At 68.9% G+C, this 19,609-nt stretch carries 20 protein-coding genes and 1 pseudogene; 14 read left to right on the top strand and 7 right to left on the bottom strand.

The window, feature by feature from the left end:
- Positions 1-24: 24 nt before the first annotated feature.
- Both J8I33_RS20770 and J8I33_RS20775 read left to right on the top strand, forming a co-directional pair.
- Positions 25-264, top strand: a complete 240-nt coding sequence (locus J8I33_RS20770; protein ID WP_060733370.1) for an Arc family DNA-binding protein — start codon at positions 25-27, stop codon at positions 262-264.
- A complete protein-coding gene (locus J8I33_RS20775) occupies positions 261-680 on the top strand; it encodes a type II toxin-antitoxin system VapC family toxin (protein WP_124630709.1) in 420 nt (139 codons plus the stop codon). Before J8I33_RS20770 ends, J8I33_RS20775 begins: the two co-directional genes overlap by 4 nt.
- Before the next feature lie 139 nt (positions 681-819).
- Here the strand turns inward: J8I33_RS20775 and J8I33_RS20780 are convergent, their stop codons facing one another.
- The gene (locus tag J8I33_RS20780) at positions 820-2,115 is read right to left on the bottom strand and encodes an aspartate carbamoyltransferase (RefSeq protein ID WP_209924817.1); all 1,296 of its coding nucleotides are present in this window, start codon (positions 2,113-2,115) and stop codon (positions 820-822) included.
- A gap of 214 nt (positions 2,116-2,329) precedes the next feature.
- Between J8I33_RS20780 and J8I33_RS20785 the strand changes: the two genes are divergently transcribed.
- Positions 2,330-2,464, top strand: coding sequence for an entericidin A/B family lipoprotein (locus J8I33_RS20785; protein ID WP_209924818.1), 135 nt, complete (start codon positions 2,330-2,332; stop codon positions 2,462-2,464).
- Between the two features lie 94 nt (positions 2,465-2,558).
- Here J8I33_RS20785 and J8I33_RS20790 read toward each other — a convergent pair whose 3' ends face one another.
- The 3 genes from J8I33_RS20790 to J8I33_RS20800 all read right to left on the bottom strand — a co-directional run bounded on the left by J8I33_RS20790 (position 2,559) and on the right by J8I33_RS20800 (position 5,219).
- A complete protein-coding gene (locus tag J8I33_RS20790; protein ID WP_209938999.1) occupies positions 2,559-3,107 on the bottom strand; it encodes a permease in 549 nt (182 codons plus the stop codon).
- 201 nt (positions 3,108-3,308) lie between these two features.
- Positions 3,309-4,241 carry a DMT family transporter gene (locus tag J8I33_RS20795; protein ID WP_050017420.1) on the bottom strand — a complete coding sequence of 311 codons (933 nt, stop codon included), beginning with the start codon at positions 4,239-4,241 and terminating at the stop codon, positions 3,309-3,311.
- 183 nt (positions 4,242-4,424) lie between these two features.
- Complete coding sequence (locus tag J8I33_RS20800) at positions 4,425-5,219, bottom strand: AraC family transcriptional regulator (protein ID WP_209939000.1); 795 nt, start codon at positions 5,217-5,219, stop codon at positions 4,425-4,427.
- 170 nt (positions 5,220-5,389) lie between these two features.
- Between J8I33_RS20800 and J8I33_RS20805 the strand changes: the two genes are divergently transcribed.
- On the top strand, positions 5,390-6,223 hold the full coding sequence (locus J8I33_RS20805; protein ID WP_124652327.1) for a molybdenum cofactor biosynthesis F family protein: 834 nt from the start codon (positions 5,390-5,392) through the stop codon (positions 6,221-6,223).
- Positions 6,220-7,029: an SDR family oxidoreductase gene (locus J8I33_RS20810; protein ID WP_209939001.1), complete on the top strand. Its 810-nt coding sequence runs from the start codon at positions 6,220-6,222 to the stop codon at positions 7,027-7,029. Before J8I33_RS20805 ends, J8I33_RS20810 begins: the two co-directional genes overlap by 4 nt.
- Before the next feature lie 116 nt (positions 7,030-7,145).
- Here J8I33_RS20810 and J8I33_RS20815 read toward each other — a convergent pair whose 3' ends face one another.
- The gene (locus tag J8I33_RS20815; RefSeq protein WP_124679386.1) at positions 7,146-7,838 is read right to left on the bottom strand and encodes a dihydrodipicolinate reductase C-terminal domain-containing protein; all 693 of its coding nucleotides are present in this window, start codon (positions 7,836-7,838) and stop codon (positions 7,146-7,148) included.
- A 379-nt stretch (positions 7,839-8,217) separates the two neighbouring features.
- On the opposite strand from J8I33_RS20815, the gene J8I33_RS20820 reads away from it, so the two are divergent.
- The 5 genes from J8I33_RS20820 to J8I33_RS20840 all read left to right on the top strand — a co-directional run bounded on the left by J8I33_RS20820 (position 8,218) and on the right by J8I33_RS20840 (position 13,031).
- Positions 8,218-8,931, top strand: coding sequence for an SDR family NAD(P)-dependent oxidoreductase (locus J8I33_RS20820; RefSeq protein WP_124555980.1), 714 nt, complete (start codon positions 8,218-8,220; stop codon positions 8,929-8,931).
- Between the two features lie 89 nt (positions 8,932-9,020).
- Positions 9,021-9,734, top strand: coding sequence for a two-component system response regulator CreB (gene creB / locus J8I33_RS20825; RefSeq protein ID WP_209924821.1), 714 nt, complete (start codon positions 9,021-9,023; stop codon positions 9,732-9,734).
- A gap of 15 nt (positions 9,735-9,749) precedes the next feature.
- Positions 9,750-11,210 carry a two-component system sensor histidine kinase CreC gene (gene creC / locus J8I33_RS20830; protein ID WP_209939002.1) on the top strand — a complete coding sequence of 487 codons (1,461 nt, stop codon included), beginning with the start codon at positions 9,750-9,752 and terminating at the stop codon, positions 11,208-11,210.
- Positions 11,211-11,315: 105 nt separating this feature from the next.
- The gene (gene creD / locus J8I33_RS20835; protein ID WP_209939003.1) at positions 11,316-12,704 is read left to right on the top strand and encodes a cell envelope integrity protein CreD; all 1,389 of its coding nucleotides are present in this window, start codon (positions 11,316-11,318) and stop codon (positions 12,702-12,704) included.
- Between the two features lie 129 nt (positions 12,705-12,833).
- Complete coding sequence (locus tag J8I33_RS20840; protein WP_080334376.1) at positions 12,834-13,031, top strand: oxidoreductase-like domain-containing protein; 198 nt, start codon at positions 12,834-12,836, stop codon at positions 13,029-13,031.
- Between the two features lie 90 nt (positions 13,032-13,121).
- Here J8I33_RS20840 and J8I33_RS20845 read toward each other — a convergent pair whose 3' ends face one another.
- Positions 13,122-14,582 (bottom strand): MFS transporter, encoded by a 1,461-nt coding sequence (locus J8I33_RS20845; RefSeq protein ID WP_209939004.1) that lies wholly within the window; start codon positions 14,580-14,582, stop codon positions 13,122-13,124.
- 147 nt (positions 14,583-14,729) lie between these two features.
- On the opposite strand from J8I33_RS20845, the gene J8I33_RS20850 reads away from it, so the two are divergent.
- Both J8I33_RS20850 and J8I33_RS20855 read left to right on the top strand, forming a co-directional pair.
- On the top strand, positions 14,730-15,602 hold the full coding sequence (locus J8I33_RS20850) for a LysR family transcriptional regulator (protein ID WP_209924824.1): 873 nt from the start codon (positions 14,730-14,732) through the stop codon (positions 15,600-15,602).
- A gap of 59 nt (positions 15,603-15,661) precedes the next feature.
- Positions 15,662-15,982, top strand: a complete 321-nt coding sequence (locus J8I33_RS20855) for a hypothetical protein (protein ID WP_050017431.1) — start codon at positions 15,662-15,664, stop codon at positions 15,980-15,982.
- Between the two features lie 32 nt (positions 15,983-16,014).
- Here the strand turns inward: J8I33_RS20855 and J8I33_RS20860 are convergent, their stop codons facing one another.
- Complete coding sequence (locus J8I33_RS20860; RefSeq protein ID WP_050017432.1) at positions 16,015-16,917, bottom strand: LysR family transcriptional regulator; 903 nt, start codon at positions 16,915-16,917, stop codon at positions 16,015-16,017.
- A 99-nt stretch (positions 16,918-17,016) separates the two neighbouring features.
- Between J8I33_RS20860 and J8I33_RS20865 the strand changes: the two are divergent.
- Together J8I33_RS20865 and J8I33_RS20870 are read left to right on the top strand one after the other, a co-directional pair.
- Positions 17,017-17,994: pseudogene (locus tag J8I33_RS20865) on the top strand (NAD-dependent epimerase/dehydratase family protein).
- A gap of 131 nt (positions 17,995-18,125) precedes the next feature.
- The gene (locus J8I33_RS20870; protein ID WP_050017434.1) at positions 18,126-19,517 is read left to right on the top strand and encodes an RtcB family protein; all 1,392 of its coding nucleotides are present in this window, start codon (positions 18,126-18,128) and stop codon (positions 19,515-19,517) included.
- Positions 19,518-19,609: the final 92 nt, after the last annotated feature.

A 19,609-nucleotide genomic window follows, 5' to 3' on the forward strand; every position in this document is an offset into this window, starting at 1 on the left:
CAAGCAAATGTAGTGAGGCGCATCATGCCCATGATCACCGTTCGAAATTTGCCCGACGAAGTGCATCGCGCGCTTCGAATCCGGGCTGCGCAACATGGCCGCAGTACCGAGGCCGAGGTGCGAGACATCCTCGAGCAAGCCGTTCGGCCGGGAGGGCGGCTGAGACTGGGAACGTTGCTCGCTGAAATCGGGCGAGAGGCTGGCGGCATCGATTTCGAAGTTCAGCGTGATAAGACGCCAACCGATCCCATGAGCTTCGAATGATCCTGGTCGATACCAACGTCATTTCCGAGCCGCTGCGGCGCGAGCCGAGCGCAGCCGTGATCGAATGGCTCGACGCGCAGAACGTCGACACGTTGTTTGTAGCCGCAATCAGTCTGGCGGAGATTCGGTTCGGCGTGGCCGTGTTGCCGGTGGGGCGCAGGCGGGACTGGCTCGAGCAAAGCATCGAGCAGCGCGTCGTGCCGTTGTTTCGCGGCCGGATCCTGCCGTTCGACGATGCGGCCAGCAAGGCGTATGCGAGCCTTCGCGCCAAGGCGCGTGGTACGGGCAACGCGATGGCGTCTGCCGATGGCTTCATCGCGGCAACCGCCGCCGCGAACGGTTTGATCGTGGCCACGCGCGACGTCGCGCCGTTCGAGGCAGCGGGCTTGCGTGTGATCGATCCCTGGGCCAACTGACGCCGGCTCGGCCGCCGTCACGTTACCGACGTCGAAAATGACAACGCGCCGTGCAAGCCGGCGCGTTGGGTGCGTGCCGGCTGCGCGCGGCACTTGAACCGGGGCAATCTCGGTTCAGCCGCGCGACACCGGCTGCAGGTCAGTCGATTCCGTGAAACACCGCATCCTCCGGGCCGAGGTACGCTGGCGGACGCCACGTCGCATCGCGCATCGAGTGCTGGACGAGATTCTCGACACCCAGCAGCACCGCGAAGATCGCCATTCGCACCGGAATGCCGTTGTCGGTCTGCCGGAAGATCGCGAGACGCGGGTCGCGGTTCAGGTCGACCGACAGGTCGTTTGCGCCCGGCCGGCTATCGCGCGGCAGCGGGTGCATGATCAGCGTGTCGGGCTTGCATACCGAATCGACGAGCGCCTGGTTGATCTGGAAATCCGGCGTATAGCCTTCGAACGACTCGTCGGTGAAGCGCTCTTTCTGAATCCGCGTCGCGTAGACGACATCCGCGCCGCGCAGCCCGGCCGCGAGGTCGTTCGTTTGCTCGACCACATGGCCGTTCGTCGAAATCTGGTCGACGATGTACGCCGGCATCTCGAGCGTCGGCGGCGATACGAGCGTGAACTTCAGCCCGCGGTACAGCGCGAGCAGCTTGACGAGCGAGTGCACGGTGCGGCCGTATTTCAGGTCGCCGACCAGCGCGATGTGCGCGCCGTCGACGATCTTGCCGAGCCGCGAGAATTCGCGCTGGATCGTATACAGGTCGAGCAGTGCCTGGCTCGGGTGCTCGCCGGGGCCGTCGCCGCCGTTGATCACCGGCAGGTTGGTCGCGCGTGCGAATTCGGCCACCGAGCCTTTGTCCGGATGGCGGATCACGAGCGCGTCGACGTAGCCGGCCATCACGCGGCTCGTGTCGTAGATCGATTCGCCCTTGGCCATCGACGAGAACGTGAAGCCCGTCGTGTCGCACACCGAGCCGCCGAGCCGGCAGAAGGCCGCGCCGAACGACACGCGCGTGCGCGTGCTGGCCTCGAAGAACAGGTTGCCGAGCACCGCGCCTTCGAGCACGCGCGAAATCTTGTGGCGTCGCGCGATCGGCTGCATGACGTCGGCCACGCGGAACAGCGCCTCGACCGAATCCCGCGAGAACTGCTCGACCGAGATCAATTGCGGCTTGCCTTCGAACAGGAACTGCTTCGCGAGCCCTTGTTTATCTACGCTTTGCGTATAGCTCTCGCCGTCCGGCGCTGGGCGTTCGACGATTTCCGACACGAAGCGCTCGACGATCTCGGGCATCCCGCGCGATTCCTGCGAATCGTCCGGCAGCAGCCAGGTATCCAGCGCGCGCCGGCTGACGCCGATGCGATTCGCGAATGCCTCGCGGGTCATGTTGAGGCGGCGCATCGCGTCGCGGAGGAAGGCTTGCTGGGGAACGGTCATCGGCGGCTCCTGGGCGGGAAATATACGCGGTGCGTATATTAGTTCCTCGCGCAATGAAGTCAAGAAAAATCTGTGCGCACGCGCGGCCGGGCCGTACTGGCGCGCGGCGCGGCTCTCCGTATAATCAGGTCAGGCCCCGTGTCCGGCAGCCTGCCGGGCGCCACGCCACACACGATTCGCCCGGTCGGGCTTGTTGATTCCAAGGAGAATGAGAATGACGCGTACGATTGCTGCAATGCTGCTGGTGCTGACCGCCGCGCTCGCCGGTTGCAATACGGTCGCCGGCGTGGGCCAGGATATTTCGAGGGGCGGCCAGGCGATCAGCGATTCGGCTGAAAAGGCCAAGTAAGCCGACCGGTTCAGGCATGCAGAAGGCGCCGGGCCTTCCCGCGATGGCGGGGCGGCCCGGCGCCTTTTTCGTGCGCGGATCGATGCCGGCGGCGTCAGGCGTGTTCCACGAACGCGTAACGGCCTTCGACCTTGCGCGGCGTGAACCAGCCGTAGTCGGGGAACAACCGGTTGCGGACGAACCACACGTAACCGACCAGCACGACCGTGATCGCGAGGCTCGGCAGCGCGGCCGCCGGATCGCGCCCGAGGTCGGCGACGGTCTTCGGCATCTGCAGCAGCGACAGCAGGATGAACGCGTGATACGCGCCGACACGTTGGGTCGCAAAGCCCCAGATGAACAGCAGCGATAGCGGCACGGTCAACGCGAGGAATACGGTGACGAGGACGGTGCCGGCGCCGGATGCGAAGAAGTAGTACGCAAGCATCAGGCTGATGACCAGTTGGGCGATGCCGAGCGCGATCAGGATCCGGACGTGCACCTTGTTCTTGCGGCAGCGTTCGGGGTCCGGGCGCGACGCGATCAGGTGCGCGAGCACGCGATCCTTGAGCCCCTGTCCGGACAGTTCGGCCAGCGCGTCGGCCTTCCTCGTTCCTGCGGACAGCAGCACCGCGATTCTCGTTTTGGCTTCCTTCCTGTTCATTGCTTGGCGGATTGTTGTTCGAGGGTGGTCAAAGGGGCCGGCCACGCGAATATTGCATCTCGCGCAGCCGTGCGCAACGGTTTTGCGGAGCGCGGACACATTCCTACAGTCGCCGGCTGCATCGTGGCGAAGGCGGGGAGCGGCAGGCGATGCGACGGCAGGGCGCCGCCGCCGTTTCCGCCGGGACGCGATGAGCGCGAGTCAGTCGATGGCGGTTCGCGCAGCGATCGTCGTGCGTGATTCGGCGGGCGGCTCGCGCCGTCGCGTCGCGCCGACCAGCATGCCGGCGACGACGAGCGCGATGCCGGCGACACGCGTGCCGGTCAGCGCTTCGCCGAACAGCGCGACCGCGAACAGCACGGCCGAAACCGGCGCGACCGCGGTGAACAGGGCGGCCTCGGTGCCGCTCGTGCGCGCCGAACCCGCATACCAGCACAGGTAGCCGAGCACGGTCGGGATCAGCGCGTAGTACGCGATCGCCGACACGGCGCCGACGGTCCAGCCGCTCGCCACCGCGCGCCATTCGAACGCGGCCGGCACGAGTGCGAGCACGAAGCCGAGGCCCGACATCGCGGTGGAAAGCGCAAGCGGCGGCAACGGCGCGGCAAGCCGCCGGTTGAGCAGGATGAAAACCGCTTCGCATGCGACGGCCGCCAGTACCAGCGCATCGCCGGCAAGCGTCTGCAGCGACGGCATCGCATGGCCCGGCGCGAACGTGACGAACAGCACACCGGCGGTGGCGAGCGCGGCGGCCAGCCAGTCGCGCGGCGTCTGCCGCTCGTGCAGCACGACGGCCGCGATCAACGTCGACATGGCCGGCAGCGTGCCGAGCATCACGCCCGCATCGAGCGGCGACGACAGCTTCGTCCCGCTGATCAGCAGCACCGTATAGCCGACGCCGCCCGCCGCCGCCTGGATGACGAGCAGCACGGCGTCGCGTGCGCAAATGCGCGGCCAGCGCATGCGCTGCGCGCGCATCAGCGCGAACAGCAGCGGGGTCGCGATCAGGAAGCGCAGCGCGGTGGCCGCGAATGGCGACAGGCCGCCGGCCGCGAGACGGCTCGCGATGACGGTGCTGCCGACGCCCGCCATCGCGGCGGCGAGATAGAGATAACCAATCAGTCGTGTCTTCATGCGCCGCATCGTCGCGTACCGGGCACGGGGCGTCTTGAACGAAATTGCAGCAGAGGGAGGCGTTGAATACGGTGCGCCGTCGACATGTCCGGACGCAATGGGGCGCGGCCGCCGTCGAGGTGGCAACCGCATTTCGAATGAAGTGCGCCCGGCGGCCTCGCGCGGCGCGGGCGACAGCGCGACTTAACCCGCCTGCGTGAACCGCCCCGGCGTGATCCCGAACTGGCGCGCGAACGCGCGCGTCAGGTGGCTCTGATCGGCGAAGCCGGCTTCAGCCGCGGCATCGGCGATCGGCAAACCGCTGGCCAGCAACGCGCGCGCGCGCCGCGTGCGCGACTGAACCAGATAGGCATGCGGCGTGATGCCGAGCTCGCGCGCGAAGCCGCGCAGCAACTGGAAGCGGCTGACGCCGCTCAGGTCGGCCAGCTCGGCGAGCGACACGGGTGCGGCCGGCGCCGCGTCGAGCCGCTCGCGGGCGACGCGGACCGCCGGTGCGACGCCGGCCGCCGGCAGCGTGCGGTTTGCGTGCCGGGCAAGCAAACCGGCGACGAGCATCACGAGCGCTTCGTCGCGGGCCAGCGGCTGGGTTTCGCCTGCGACGATGCGTGCATGCAGCCGGCCGACGGCGGCCGCGAGGCGCGCGTCGCGCACGGCCGGATGCGCGAGCTCGACGCCGCCGACGCCTTCTTCCGCCGCGACGCCCGCGACCAGCGCGGGCGCGAGGTACAGCATCCGCCAGCGCCGGCCGGTGCCGGCCTCGAGCGGCGAACCGTCGTGCATCTCGCCCGGGTTGACCATGATCGTGTCGCCGGCCAGCGCGTCGACCTGCCCGCGGCCGCTCCACGACCGGTGCGCACCGCTGACGATCACGCCGACCCCGAATTCGTCGTGCGCGTGGCGCGGAAATGTGCGATCGGATTCGAGGCTGATCGTCTCGATGCCTTCGCCGGTGCGTCGGTAGTGGGTGACACGGTGCATGTGCGCTCCTCGCGCCGGTGGCGGCGCGGATCACGTGCACTTTAGCGCGTTCCGGCGCCGCGCGCCCTTCATCCGTTTGGCGGATACCGCGCGGCGCGCGCAGCCCGCACCATGTGCACATGAGCAGCGTACACGGCCCGCCGGGCCTGAAGCTGCGCGGGAGAGGGCAGGTGGAACGACAGGATCCGGTATTCATTCAGGTGGGTGCGCTCGCGGACGGCTTCGCGCCGGACGCGAACGTCCTCGCCCCCGTCGACGCACTCGTCGGGCGGACGCTGACGCTCGACGACGCATCGGGCGCGTGGCGTATCTATACGTTCGAGCCGGGCGCGCTGCAGTGGCGCGATGCGGCGACCGGTACGAACGGCCGCGCGGCGTGCCGCGTGACGCGGCTGCGCGACGGGCTGTACTTCGTCGACTACATCGATGCGACCGCTCGGGCGACGTCGGTGAGCCTCGTGATCGATCTCGACACCGGTGTGTGGACGGCGGTCGTCGGTACGCTGCCGACGGAAGCGGACACGCGCATCGATGCATTCACGCGCGTCGCGCACGGGCTGCCGCTGACGGCCGTCGATGCGCAATTCCGACACGGTACGCTGGGCGGCCACGCCCGGCCGGGGCCGCTGCATGCGCCCACGCGCGAGTTGATCGGCAAGCGGACGATGTACCGCTACAGCCCGACCGAATGCTACGAGCACATCTACCTGAACGAGAATTTCTACGCGTGGCAGTGCCTGCAGGGCGTCGAAGGCGGGCTGGCCGATGTCGACCGCTGTCATTACTTCAGGATTGCAGACGAGCTTTACTTGTTCGTGTGGCGTGAGAAGGTGGTGCCGACGCTCGGCGTCGTGCTGATCGACTTCGCGCAGCGCAAGACCGACGGCAAGATCTTCGGCTATCAGGGCAGCGATTTCGGCACGTTGTCGAATTTCCAGATCGGCGCATACGCGCAGGTGCTGAACGAAACCGTGCATCCGCTCGGCGACGAGGCGCGGCGATGACTACCGTGCTCGGCAGCGGCCGCTTGCGTGCGGATTTCAGCGGTCGCGTCGTGCTCGTCACGGGCGCCGCGCAAGGGATCGGCGCGGCGATCGCGCGCCGTTTCGCGGAATCCGATGCGTTCGTCGCGGTCGCCGACCTGAACGGCGATGCGGCCGCCGCGCAGGCCGACGCGCTGGCCGGCGCGGGCGGCGACGCACGCGCGTACCGGGTCGATGCCGCGAGCCGGGCCGAACTGGATGCGCTCGTCGCCGCAGTCGAGCGCGACGGCGGCCGGCTCGATGTCGTCATCCACAATGCCGCGTATTTTCCGTTGACGCCATTCGCGCGGATCGACGAGCCGACGCTCGAGCGGACGCTGTCGGTCAACCTGTCGGCGCTGTTCTGGCTTGCGCAGGCCGCGTTGCCGGCATTCGAGCGCGCGGGGGCCGGGCGGCTGCTCGTCACGTCGTCGGTGACGGGGCCGCGCGTCGCGTATCCGGGGCTCGCGCATTACGCGGCGTCGAAGGCCGGCGTGAACGGCTTCATTCGGGCGGCGGCGCTGGAGCTCGCGCGCCGCAACGTGACGGTCAACGGCGTCGAACCGGGGATGATCCGCACGCCGGCGGCCGGCAATCTCGGCGACGCGTCGGTCGCGGCGCAGATCGCGCGCGACATTCCGCTGGCACGGATGGGCGAGCCGGAGGATATCGCGAACGCGATGCTGTTTCTCGCGTCGGCCGACGCGGCGTACATCACCGGGCAGACGATCGTCGTCGACGGTGGCGCGACGTTGCCGGAGAGCGGGGCGGTGCTGGGAGACGGGTAGCGGTGAGCTAGCGAGGCCGGCCGTGGCGGCGGCCGCGGGCCGTGCGGGCATAGGAGGGTATTTGCGGGCATAGGCCGGCCCACGCCATGGGGCCGTGCCGCACGCCAGCGCCGCGACTACAACCAGCCGTTGCGGATGAATTCGACGATCGAATAGCGACGATGCTCGAGATCGTGCTGCCGCACGGCCTCGACGATCCGCGATACGCCATCCGCATAGGGCGTATCGCCGGATACGCGCGATTCGAACTGGAGGCTGCATGCGCCATCGTCGATGCGTATCCGGTGAACCGCATGGCGGCCGAGCTGATCGTCCGGGATGCCGAATTCGCTGCGCTGCGCCGCCGGGTCGCGCACGGAGCGAATGGTTTCCGGCCGCACGCCGAGCGACCGGGCGATGCCGACGGCCGTGCCGGGGACGGACGTCTTGCCGGCCTGATGCGACTCGGTCACGCTGATCTCGCAGTCGCGGAACAGGTGGCCGCTGGTTTCCAGCATGCTCATGAACTTGAGCATCAGGATGTTCGTGTTCGGACACAGCACGACCGGAAAGTCGTACGTCCCGGTTTCGAGGTCGGAGCCGGTCGACAACTCGACGAGCGGCGACGCGGTGGCCTGGCAGAACGCGATCGCCGCGGCGAGTTCGCGGCCGGAACCGGCATGGACGACGATCGAGCGGGCGTCGCTACGCCGCGCGTCGGTTCGCGTGGCGTCCGACCACGGCATCACGCGACAGCTGGCCGGGTCGAGCTTGTGCGAGCCGAGCAACTCGTTGGCGAGCTTGCCGGTTCCGATGACGAGTACTTGCATGGGATGGACGGGTTGAGGTTCGGGATGCGAGACGGTGATGGGCGCGGGTCTTCGGGCAGGCCAGCCCGGCCGCCTTGCCGCGCGCCATGGGTGCCGGGCATCGCGCATTATGCCCGGCCGTCCGACCGCGTGCTCGTCGACTCGCGCAGGCATCGCACCGTCTCGCGACGGATAGGTCGCGCTCTGTTTCGCGATGCCGCCGCCGAATGGCCGCCAGCTTCCCGTCGACCTTTCGCCGAGCTCCCTCCCTCCCGGCCAGCCGCGGTCCACCGACGGACGAACCGCGCGACCGCACCCTCATCCCGTGCGCACGAACGCGTGAACGGCGCTACGCTGTCGGCATTTCATCCCATTACCCTCGATCCAGGAGAACACATCGATGGAACACGACCTGAAAGGCAAGGCAGTCGCGATTACCGGCGGCTTCGGTCATCTGGGCGTCGCGACGGCCGCGTGGCTCGGCGAGCGCGGCGCACGCGTCGCGCTGATCGGCCGCGGCGCGGCCCCGGCGGCGCAGGCGCTGCCCGGCGTGCCGGCCGATGCGCTGCGCATCGGCGGCATCGATCTCGTCGATCCGCAGGCCGCCGTGCAGGCGCTCGACGCGGTCAACCGCGAATTCGGCCGGGTCGACGCGCTGCTGAACATCGCGGGCGCATTCGTGTGGCAGACGATCGCCGACGGCGATGCCGCCACGTGGGACCGCATGTATGAACTGAACGTGAAGACAGCGCTGAACGCGTCGAAGGCCGCACTGCCGTACCTGGTCGCGAGCCAGGCCGGCCGCATCGTCAACATCGGCGCGGGCGCGGCGTTCAAGGCCGGCGCGGGAATGGGCGCGTATGCGGCCGCGAAGGCGGGCGTCGCGCGGCTCACCGAGGCGTTGGCGGCGGAACTGCTCGATCGCGGCGTGACCGTGAACGCGCTGCTGCCGAGCATCATCGACACGCCGCCGAACCGCAAGGACATGCCCGACGCCGACTTCTCGCGCTGGGTCCGGCCCGAACAGCTCGCGGCGACGATCGGATTCCTGCTGTCGGCCGACGCGCAGGCGATCACCGGTGCGTCGATTCCGGTGAGCGGCCGCGTCGCGTAGTGCGCTGCGGGCAGGGCTCGCCGGGGCCGGCCGTGCGTACAATGTCGCACCGGATTGCGCGACCCGGACCCGAGACCGAACCCGACACCATGACTCAGCCCACCATCCTGATCGTCGAAGACGAACAGGCGATCGCGGACACGATCGTCTATGCCCTCGGCACCGACGGCATGCAGACCGTCCACTGCACGCTCGGGCAGGCGGCGCTCGACCGCCTGCGCGACACGCGTGTGGATCTCGTGGTGCTCGACGTCGGCTTGCCGGACCTCAGCGGCTTCGAGGTATGCCGGCGGCTGCGCACGTTCACCGATATTCCGGTGATTTTCCTGACCGCGCGGCACGACGAGATCGACCGGATCGTCGGACTCGAGATCGGCGCCGACGATTACGTCGTCAAGCCGTTTTCGCCGCGCGAGCTGGCCGCACGGGTGCGCGTGATCCTGCGCCGCTTCCGCCGGGCGGCCACACCGGAGCCGGCGCCCGCACCCGCGCCGGCCGACGCGCCTGCACCGGTCGCCGCCGGCTTCACGCTCGATGCCGACGGCGCGCGCGTGGCGTGGCTCGGCCACGCGCTGGACCTCACGCGCTACGAATTCGGACTGCTCGCGTTGCTGGTCCGGCATCCGGGCCGCATCTACTCGCGCGAACAATTGATGGATCTCGTGTGGCACGAGGCGCTCGATTCGGCCGACCGCACGGTCGACACGCATATCAAGACGCTGCGCGCCAAGCTGCGCGCGATCGATCCCGAGCGCGACCCGATCCGCACGCATCGCGGAATGGGTTATTCGCTGCAACCGTAACGACCGGCACCGCCCATGCATATCGGCCTGCGCATCTTCTTCGGCTTTTTCCTGATCGTCGGCCTGGCCGCGCTGATCACGCTGCGCGTGTTCGTGCAGGAGGTGAAGCCCGGCGTGCGCGAAGCGATGGAGGACACGCTCGTCGATACCGCGCAGGTGCTGGCGACGCTGGCGGCCGACGACATGGCGAACGGCCATATCGCCGACGGCACATTCGCACGGCAGCTCGGGAAACTGCACGAGCGCCCGGTTAGCGCCAACGTGTGGGGCATCCAGAAGAACGCGATCGGCTACCGCCTCTACATCACCGATGCGCACGGCATCGTCCGCTACGACTCGTCCGGCAGCGCGGTCGGGCAGGACTATTCGCGCTGGAACGACGTGTACCGGACGCTGCGCGGCGAATACGGCGCGCGCAGCACGCGCAGCGATCCGAACGACGACAGCAGCACCGTGATGCACGTGGCGGCGCCGATCCGGCGCGGCAACGAGATCATCGGCGTGCTGACGATCGCGAAGCCGAACCAGACGGTCGCGCCGTTCATCGCGCGCAGCCAGCGCAAGATCATGCTGTACGGCGCGTTGCTGATGGGTGGCGCGATCCTGATCGGCGCCGCGTGCACGTGGTGGCTGGTGCTCGGGCTGCGGCGCCTGCAGCGCTATGCGCGCGCGATCGCGGCCGGCGAGCGCGCGTCGATGCCGCTGCAGGGCGCGAACGAGCTGGCCGAACTCGGGCGCGCGGTCGAAAGCATGCATCAGCGGCTGGAAGACCGGCAGTACGTCGAAACCTACATCCACACGCTCACGCACGAGATGAAGAGCCCGCTGGCCGCGATCAGCGGCGCGGCCGAGCTGTTGCAGGAAGACATGCCGGTCGCGAACCGCCGCCGCTTCACCGAGAACATCCGCCGCCAGGCCCGCCGCCTCGAACAGATGATCCGCAAGCTGCTCGCGCTGGCCGAGGTCGAGCAGAAGCAGCGGCTGTCGGTGCACGAGCCGGTCGCGCTGCGGCCGGTGCTCGAACAACTCGTCGACGATATCGAACCGCGCGCGCGGCAGCGCGGCGTGAGCCTGCGGATCGACGCGAACGATGCGGCCGAGGGAGCCGATGCGCCGGTCGTCGACGGCGATCCGTTCCTGCTGCGGCAGGCGCTCGGCAACCTGCTCGACAACGCGCTGGATTTCGCGCCGCAGGGCAGCACGATTCGGATCGCGCTCGAGCGGCAGCCGGCGGGCAGGGCGCACGTCGCCGTGGTGCGCGTCGCCGACGACGGCCCCGGCGTGCCCGACTATGCGCTGTCGCGCGTGTTCGAACGCTTCTATTCGCTGCCGCGTCCCGATGGGCAGGATCGCAGCACGGGCCTCGGGCTGTGTTTCGTCCGCGAGGTCGCGATGCTGCACCACGGCCAGGTCGCGCTCGCGAACCGTGCGGAAGGTGGCGCATGCGCGACGCTCACGCTGCCGTCGGCGGGCTGACCGCGCGCTTCACGTTCGCCACACATTCGCTTCACGCCGGCTTCAATCGCCCTTCACCGGGGCCGCGCATGCTGACCGTACCTTCCACTCCGGTACCTGCCAGCAATGAATCGAGTCCTGTTGTTCAAGTCCATGATCACCGCGTTTCTCGCGCTGGCGATCCTGATCCCGCTGCAGATGGTCCAGAGCATCGTGCGGGAACGCGCCGACTATCGGCAGAACGCGCTGCAGAGCATCTGGGCGAGCTACGCGGGGCCGCAGACGGTGACGGGACCGGTGCTCGTCGTCCGTTACACGGAAGTCACGCGCGTGAGCGACGACGTGCGCACCGGCGGCAAGGCGAAAACCAGCCTGAAAAGCGAGACGAAACGGCTGCTCGTGTTTCCGAAGACGCTGAACGTCGACGGCACGCTGTCGGTCAGCGTGCGCTATCGCGGCATCCACAAGGCGCTCGTGTACGGGCTCGACAGCCGGATGACGGGCACGCTGCCGCTGCCGGACCTGAAGAAGCTGCCGCAGGCCGACGGCCACGTGAGCTTCAAGATCGACGGCGCGTATGTCGCGCTCGGCATCGGCGACCTTCGCGGCTTGAAGGCGCAGCCCGACCTGCGCATCGGCGGCAAGCGGATCGACGTGGAGCAGGGCACGCGGCTCGAGAGCCTGCGCCAGGGCGTGCATGCGAACCTCGATCTCGCGGCGCTGGCGGACGCAAACGCAGGCGCGACGGTCGTGCCGTTCAGCATCGGCCTGCCGCTCGCGGGCGCCGAATCGGTCGCGTTCGCGCCGGTGGGCGACCAGAACGACTTCTCGCTGAAATCGACGTGGCCGCATCCGAGCTTCGGCGGCGAATTCCTGCCGGCCGACCGCGCGATCGACGCGCGCGGCTTCGTCAGCAACTGGCACGTGACGTCGTTCAACACGAAGGCGCGCGAGCAAGTGGCGTCCGGCACCGGCGACGGCGAGATCGAGATGGCGTCGGTATCGGTGATCGAGCCCGTGAACGTCTATCTGCAGGCCGAGCGCGCGACGAAATACGGCGCGTTGTTCGTGATGCTCACGTTCGCGAGCTTCTTCATGTACGAGCTCGTGAAGCGGCTGCGCATTCACCCGATCCAGTACACGCTGGTCGGCCTGTCGCTCGCGCTGTTCTTCCTGCTGCTGCTGAGCCTGTCCGAGCATATTGCGTTCGGCTATGCGTATCTCGCGGCGAGCGGCGCATGCATCGGGCTGCTGGGCTTCTACCTGTCGTTCGTGCTGCACAGCGTGAAGCGCGGCGCGACGTTCACGGCGCTGCTCGCGATGCTGTACGCGGCGCTCTACGGGCTGCTGCTGTCGGAAGACAATGCGCTGATGCTCGGTTCGCTGCTGCTGTTCGCGATCCTCGCCGGCATCATGACGCTCACGCGCCGCGTCGACTGGTATTCGCTCGGCGCCGCGTGGCAGCCGCTGGCCGACAAGCCGGCGGCGGTGAAGCCGGGCGCGCCGGCGAAGTAGGCGAGCAAGCGGGCGGGCTCGGCGATCGCGCAGTGACGGACGCGTTCATCGTCGGCCGGCCCGGCCTGCCGAAAGCGGCGGCGGCCCGGATCGCCCTATACTGAGCACTCCACATTACCGGACCACGCCGTGCCGAACCCAGTTTCAGGAGATCCGTCCATCGACGATCCCCGTCCGACCCCGCCCATCCAACCCGAACTGGAAGACTGCTGCAACAGCGGCTGCTCGCCGTGCGTCTTCGATCTGTACGACGAAGCGCTCGCGCGCTATCGCGTCGAACTGGCCGAATGGGAGGCGCGGCAGGCACAGCGCGAGCATCGCAAATAAACCGGACGCCGGCGAGCGGCCATGCGTTGCATGCACCGCATCTGTCGCCGACGTCGGACTGACGAGGCCAATTCCGTCGCGCGTCAGGCGTCACGCATCCGCATGCAGCCGCCGATGCAGCGGCCCGAGCGCCATCGACAATGCAATGCAGCCCACCAACACGATCGTCAGCGTGAACATCGACGCTCTGAACCCCTGCACGTAGTCGAGCGCGGCCGGATGCACGCCGAGCCGCGCGAAGAACACGCCGCCGATCGTCGCGGCGCCGACCGCCGCGCCGATCTGCAGCATCGCGCTGACCATCCCCGACGCGACGCCCGCGCGGGCCGCGTCGACTTCCGCGAGCACGATCCGCACGACCGACGGCAGCACGAGCCCTTGCCCGATGCCGATCGCCGCGATGCCCGCATAGAAGCCGGGCCCCGGCGCGCCGTCGCGGGCCAGCGCGGCGGCGCTCGCGACGCCGGCCGCGAGCATCGCGAAGCCGAGCGTGAGCACGCGATACCCGCCGAAGCGGGCGACGAGGCGCGTCGTCAGCAGCGGGCTCGCGAGGAAGCCGAGCCCGAGCGGCAGGATCGCGAAGCCGGACGCGAGCGGCGACCAGTTCAGGCAGCCCTGCAGATAGATCCCGTAGCTCAGGAAGAACGCGCTCAGCATGTAGAACAGGAACGCGAGCAGGAGCCCGAGCGCGACGACCGGGTTGCGGAACAGCCGTACGTCGAGCAGCGGATCGTGGCCGCGCGCGAGCCGGCGCGCTTCGACCGCCAGCAGCGCGCCGAGCATCGGCAGCGCGCCGATGCCGCACGCGATCATCCACAGCGGCCAGCCGGCTTCCCGACCGTGCGTGAGCGGGTACACGATCATCAGCAGGAACAGCGACATCAGCACCGTGCCCGGCACGTCGATGCGCTGGCCGCGCGGCGCGCGGTTTTCCGGGATGAAGCGCCAGCTGCCGATCAGCGCCAGGATGCCGATCGGCAGATTGACGAGAAAGATCGCGCGCCAGCCGAGCCCGAACGGATGCAGGCTGATCAGCGCGCCGCCGCCGAGCTGGCCGATCACGGCCGCGAGGCCGAACGCGAACCCGTAGAAGCCCATCACGCGCACCTGTTCCTGCGGGCTGAATACGCTGCGGATCGTCGCGAGCACCTGCGGCGCGAGGATCGCGGCGAACAGGCCCTGCAGCACGCGGCCGCCGACCAGCACCGTGCCGTTGCCGGCGAGCCCGCACAGCGTCGACGCGAGCACGAAGCCGGCCATGCCGATCATGAACATGCGCTTGCGACCGTACAGGTCGCCGAGGCGTCCGCCGGTGATCTGTACGACCGCGTTCGCGCACGCATAGGCCGACACGACGAGCTGCAACTCGGCCTGGCGCGCGCCAATGCCGTCGCGAATGGCCGGCAGCGCGAGGTTCACGATGAAGTAGTCGAGCGGCGGCAGAATGGCGCCGACCAGCAGGACCACGAGCGCCCAGCCGTGATGGCTGCGCGGCGTCGCCGCGGCAGCCGCGCCGGCCGGCGCGCAGGGGGCGAGGGTGTGGTTCGTCATGATGAAAGCAGATCCAAAGAATGAGGGCCCGATAGGCGATCGACGCAAGCAGGCCGTTGACTCCTTATTCTGGCCATCGCCCATAATTCGGAAAAGCGGGAAAGAGTGGTAGCATCCATCGGGTTATTCGATGGATGGAGGGTGGCGATGCGCGGTTTCGACCTGGACCAATTGCGCACTTTCGCGGCGGTCGCGGACGCCGGCAGCCTGACGGCCGCCGCGCCGCTGCTGCACCTGTCGCAATCGACGGTCAGCGAGCAGGTGCGCAAGCTCGAATCGCGCGCCGGCGTGCCGTTGTTCGTGCGCAGCAAGCGCGGCGTCGAGCCGACGCCGGCCGGCTCGCGGCTGCTGCAGCACGCGCGGCGCATCGTCGCGCTGAACGAGGCCGCGTTCGACGAGCTGCGCGGGCAGGCGATCAAGGGCGAGTTGCGCGTCGCGATCACCGACTACTACCGCACGAATGAAGTGGCGGGCATGCTGGCGCGGCTGCGCGAGTGCTACCCGCAGTTGAGCCTGCACGTGAGCGCGATGAAGAGCGCGGAGATCGAAGCGGCGCACGCGCGCGGGCAGGTCGATCTCGGCGTGGTGATGAACATGTCGAGCGGGCCGTTCCGGCCGGTGTCGGCCGACACGCGCTGGGTGCTGCGGCGCGAACCGCTGTCGTGGGTCGCGTCGCCGGCGCTCGCCGAGCAATTGCCCGAGCCGCTGCCGCTGGTGCTGCTGCCGGACGACTGCATGATGCATCAGGTCGCGGTGCGCTCGCTCGACGAGCAGCACACGCCGTACGTGCTCGTGCACAGCGCGTCGGGTGTCGCGGGGTTGCAGTCGATGCTCGCGGCGGGGCTTGGGGTCGGCTGCCTGTGCGCGTCGGCGATCGGCGACGGCCTGATGCGGCTCGGCACCAAATACCGGCTGCCGCCGCTGCCGGACGCGGTGTTTTCGTTGACGCCGCCGCTGCCGGGCGAGCGCGAGACCGTCACCCAGGCGCGCGAGGTGCTGTCGCGTCAACTGCTGATGTAAAACCATGCCGCGCGACACGCGGCGGCGCGTCATCGAGAGACGCGCCAAGGGGCACAGGCATGAACGACGAACTGAAGCGCGAGATGGCCGCGAAGCTGCAGGATGCGCTGGAGCGCGTGGTCGACGAGCGTTCGCTGATCCACTTCCTGCGCGTGCTCGGCCATGACTGGCATACGGAGCGGCAGCTCGAGGCCGACTCGCCGCTGTCGCCGTACGCGCACGCGGTGCTCGGCTGGGAAAACCGTTCGATCGGCGAATACCTGGAAGCGATGATCGACTGGGCCGAGGCGTCGGAAGAGGGGCTGCGCTTCTATGACGTGCCCGACAATCCTTGGCGGCGCATCGCCGATATCCTGTTCGCCGGGAAAATCTACGAATAGCGCGCGGCCGCGCTATTCGTGCCCACGGCTTTCTACTCGGTGACCTCACCGTCCGCATACGCACGCAGCCCGTTGGCCAGTGCATCGAACACGGCGCGGCAGCGCGGGCTCGTCCGCAGGTCTTCGTGCATCACGACCCAGGTTTCCAGCCGCATCGCCGGCCCGTCGGGCAGCACGCGCACGAGCCGCGCGTCGCGTTTCGCGAGCGCCGTCTGGCAGAAGCCGATCCCGTAGCCGGCGCGGATCATCGCGAGCTGCGCGAGATTGCTGTCGGTGCGCAGCGCGAACGCTTCGCGCTTCCAGAGCGGCATGCCACGCGCCGCCGAGCGGATGAACGGCGTGACCGTATCGAAGCCGATCAGCGCGTGATGCGCGAGCGCGTCGATCGTCGCCGGCGCGCCGTGGTGCGCGAGGTAATCGTCGCGCGCATACAGCCCGACCTCGATGTCGCCGACGCGCCGCGCGACGAGTGCGTCCTGCGTGGGCGGCGCCATTCGGACCGCGATGTCGGCCTCGCGTTTCAGCACGTCCTGGATGCGGTCCGTCGGCACCAGTTCGATCACGAGCCCCGGATGGTCGCGCCGGAGCTGCGCGAGCATCGGCGGCAGCACCTCGACGGCGATCACGTCGCTGGCCGAGATCCGCACGATGCCGCGCACGCCGGCGCCGTGGCTGGCCGCCGCGCGCTCGAACGCCGCCGCCGCGCTGCGCAGTGCCTCCGCATGGCCGCGCAGCGCGAGCGCGGCCTCGGTCGGCAGCAGGCCCGACGGCGAACGCGTGAACAGCGTCTGGCCGAACGCGGCTTCGAGCGCCGCGACATGGCGGCCGGCCGTCGGCTGCGTAATGCCGAGCGCGCGCGCCGCGCCGGACAGCGAGCCTTCCGTCAGCACCGCGAGGAAGGTGCGGTAGCGTTCCCAGTTCAGATCGGTGGTCATGCATAAATGTATAGCTGATCCGACAGGTTCGGCAATTCCTTGATAGCGACCGGCGCGCCAGAATGCGTGTCGTGATGGCGCCATTCAAGGAGAGCGGCAATGTTGTCAAATGCAGGCGGGACGCAACGGCAGGCACTCGTGCTGGGCGCGAGCGGCGGGATCGGCGGGGAAGTCGCGCGGCAGTTGCGCGATGCGGGCTGGCAGGTGCGCGCGCTCAAGCGCGGGCTCGATGCCGAGGTCGTGGAGCGCGACGGCATCGCATGGGTGCGCGGCGACGCGCTGGATCGCGCTGCGGTGGTGCGCGCCGCGCGCGGCTGCAGCGTGATCGTGCATGCGGTGAACCCGCCCGGATACCGGAACTGGGCGACGCAGGTGCTGCCGATGATCGACAACACGATCGCGGCGGCCCGGACCGTGCAGGCCACCGTCGTGCTGCCGGGCACGGTCTACAACTTCGGCGTCGATGCGTTTCCGGTGCTGCGGGAAGATGCGCCGCAGCATCCGGCGACGCGCAAGGGCGCGATCCGCGTCGAACTGGAGCGCCGGCTGCAGGACGCCAGCGTGCACGGCGTGCGTTCGATCGTCGTGCGTGCCGGTGATTTCTTCGGACCGCAGCTAGGCAACAGCTGATTCTCGCAGGGGCTGATCAAGCCGGGGCGGCCCGTTTCGGCCATCAGCGTGCCGAGCCGCGGCGTCGGCCATCAATGGTCGTATGTGCCGGACGTGGCCCGCACGATGCTCGAGCTGATCGAGCGCCGCCAGACGCTGGAGCCGTTCGCGCGTTTTCATCTGGGCGGGCATTGGGATGAAGACGGCATGCAGATGGCGCAGGCCGTGCAACGCATCGCGCAACGGCACGGCATGCGGCCGGCGCTGCGCGATTTCCCGTGGTGGCTCGTGTGGGTGGCCGCGCCGTTCGTCACGACGATGCGCGAATTGCTCGAGATGCGTTACCTGTGGCGCGAACCGATCCGGATGGACAACGCGCGTGTGACCGCGGTGCTCGGCCGCGAGCCGGTGACGCCGCTCGAGACGGCGGTGGAGGCGACGCTGGCGGGGCTCGGGTGTCTCGGGTGAGCAACGGTCGTCGCGGATGTCGCGCGGCTCTGCTATGATCCGCGCTTCCTTCCTCGACGCTGCTGCAGGAAGGTACCCACGACCGCCGGAATGCCGGAGGTCGCGTCGTACCTTTTTCATTTCCAGCAGCGATGTCTACTTTCCCTCGTCTGAAAAAAGCCTTGCAGCGGCAAGGCATCCATGTCGACCATCAGGCCGGCATCTACCATTTGCGCAATGAACAGTCGCAGGCTTCCGTGCTGCTGCCCGATTCGCTCCCGCTCGAGGAGAAGGCCGTGCAGCAACTGCTCGCGTTCGCCGCGGTCAGGTCGCCTGATGGCCACCACGGCGTCTGCAAGGCATGCGCGACGCCCGATTTCCATCCGGGCGGCGTCGCGCCGGTCGGCTCGATCGTCGCGACCGACGACGCGTTCGTGATTCCGGCCGCGATCGGCACCGACATCAACTGCGGGATGCGCCTCGTCACGACGGGTCTCAAGCGCTCGGCCCTCGCACCATTCGAAGCGGCGCTCGTCGAGCGGCTGACCCGTGCGATTCTCGCGGATCGCCGGGACGTGCCGGTCGGTGGCGACGCATTTCGCGCGCTGTTCGACGCGGGCCCGGCGGCATTCATCGACCGCGTGGCGCGGCAGGGGCTGTGGCAGCAGGTCGACCGCGACCGGCTGGCCGCTGAACTGTCGTCGTGCATCGGTCTCGCCGGGTTCGACGGCAGCGCGAAGTATGCGCCGGACGCGCACGTCGGCTCGCGCGACATGTTTCGCGACCCGAGCCTGGGCACGCCGGGCTCGGGCAACCATTTCGTCGAACTCCAGATCGTCGACGCGGTGTTCGACCGGCATGTGGCGTACCGCGCCGGGATCGCGAAGGACGATGTCGTCGTGATGATTCACAGCGGCTCGCGCGATGTCGGCTTCTACGTCGGGCGGCGCTGGATGGATCGCGCGCGTGCCGCATGGCCGGCCGGCGTCAGGCATCCGGAGAGCGGCCTGTACGGTCTGTCCGGCGAACTGGCGCGCGAATACCTCGTCGCGATGGGCACGGCCGCGCGCTATGCATGGCTGAACCGCGTCGTCCTCGCGGAAATGGTGCGCAAGGAGCTGGCGGAACTGACCGGCGCGACCGGTTCGGCGCTCGTGGTCGATGTGCCGCACAATGTCGTGCTGCGCGAGAACGGCATGAACATCCACCGCAAGGGCGCGACACCCGCGCGCGATGGCGATCTCGCGCTGATTCCCGGCTCGATGGGCGACGCGTCGTTTCTGGCCACCGGGCTCGGCCATCCCGACTGGCTGTGGTCATGCAGCCACGGCGCGGGCCGGAGCGTGCGCCGTCAGGCGTTGCGAAGGATGCGTGCCGAGCAGGCGCCCGGTACATGGCGATGCGTGACGTTGCGCGACGAACGCCGGATCGAGGAGGCGCCGGACGCCTACAAGCCGATCGGGCCGGTGATCGACGCGCAGGAGCAGGCCGGGCTGATCCGCAGTGCGGTCCGGCTGAAACCGTGGATCACGTTCAAGGCGTGACGGGCGGCGGCGCGTGCGCGTTGCGTCGCCGCCATTTTCTGCGCCAGGCGCAGCCATGCACCTCGACCGCTTTCCGGTGCATCGGGCCATGC

It is taken from the genome of Burkholderia sp. AcTa6-5 (genome assembly GCF_017815075.1).
GTDB lineage: Bacteria > Pseudomonadota > Gammaproteobacteria > Burkholderiales > Burkholderiaceae > Burkholderia > Burkholderia sola.

Coding starts and splice junctions, on each gene's coding strand:
- creC (WP_209939002.1), top strand. CDS start 9,750: ATGCATATCGGCCTGCGCATCTTCTTCGGCTTTTTCCTGATCGTCGGC.
- J8I33_RS20810 (WP_209939001.1), top strand. CDS start 6,220: ATGACTACCGTGCTCGGCAGCGGCCGCTTGCGTGCGGATTTCAGCGGT.
- J8I33_RS20785 (WP_209924818.1), top strand. CDS start 2,330: ATGACGCGTACGATTGCTGCAATGCTGCTGGTGCTGACCGCCGCGCTC.
- J8I33_RS20795 (WP_050017420.1), bottom strand. CDS start 4,241: ATGAAGACACGACTGATTGGTTATCTCTATCTCGCCGCCGCGATGGCG.
- J8I33_RS20845 (WP_209939004.1), bottom strand. CDS start 14,582: ATGACGAACCACACCCTCGCCCCCTGCGCGCCGGCCGGCGCGGCTGCC.
- J8I33_RS20820 (WP_124555980.1), top strand. CDS start 8,218: ATGGAACACGACCTGAAAGGCAAGGCAGTCGCGATTACCGGCGGCTTC.
- J8I33_RS20815 (WP_124679386.1), bottom strand. CDS start 7,838: ATGCAAGTACTCGTCATCGGAACCGGCAAGCTCGCCAACGAGTTGCTC.
- J8I33_RS20855 (WP_050017431.1), top strand. CDS start 15,662: ATGAACGACGAACTGAAGCGCGAGATGGCCGCGAAGCTGCAGGATGCG.
- J8I33_RS20775 (WP_124630709.1), top strand. CDS start 261: ATGATCCTGGTCGATACCAACGTCATTTCCGAGCCGCTGCGGCGCGAG.
- creB (WP_209924821.1), top strand. CDS start 9,021: ATGACTCAGCCCACCATCCTGATCGTCGAAGACGAACAGGCGATCGCG.
- J8I33_RS20850 (WP_209924824.1), top strand. CDS start 14,730: ATGCGCGGTTTCGACCTGGACCAATTGCGCACTTTCGCGGCGGTCGCG.
- J8I33_RS20790 (WP_209938999.1), bottom strand. CDS start 3,107: ATGAACAGGAAGGAAGCCAAAACGAGAATCGCGGTGCTGCTGTCCGCA.
- J8I33_RS20780 (WP_209924817.1), bottom strand. CDS start 2,115: ATGACCGTTCCCCAGCAAGCCTTCCTCCGCGACGCGATGCGCCGCCTC.
- J8I33_RS20770 (WP_060733370.1), top strand. CDS start 25: ATGCCCATGATCACCGTTCGAAATTTGCCCGACGAAGTGCATCGCGCG.
- J8I33_RS20800 (WP_209939000.1), bottom strand. CDS start 5,219: ATGCACCGTGTCACCCACTACCGACGCACCGGCGAAGGCATCGAGACG.
- creD (WP_209939003.1), top strand. CDS start 11,316: ATGAATCGAGTCCTGTTGTTCAAGTCCATGATCACCGCGTTTCTCGCG.
- J8I33_RS20870 (WP_050017434.1), top strand. CDS start 18,126: ATGTCTACTTTCCCTCGTCTGAAAAAAGCCTTGCAGCGGCAAGGCATC.
- J8I33_RS20860 (WP_050017432.1), bottom strand. CDS start 16,917: ATGACCACCGATCTGAACTGGGAACGCTACCGCACCTTCCTCGCGGTG.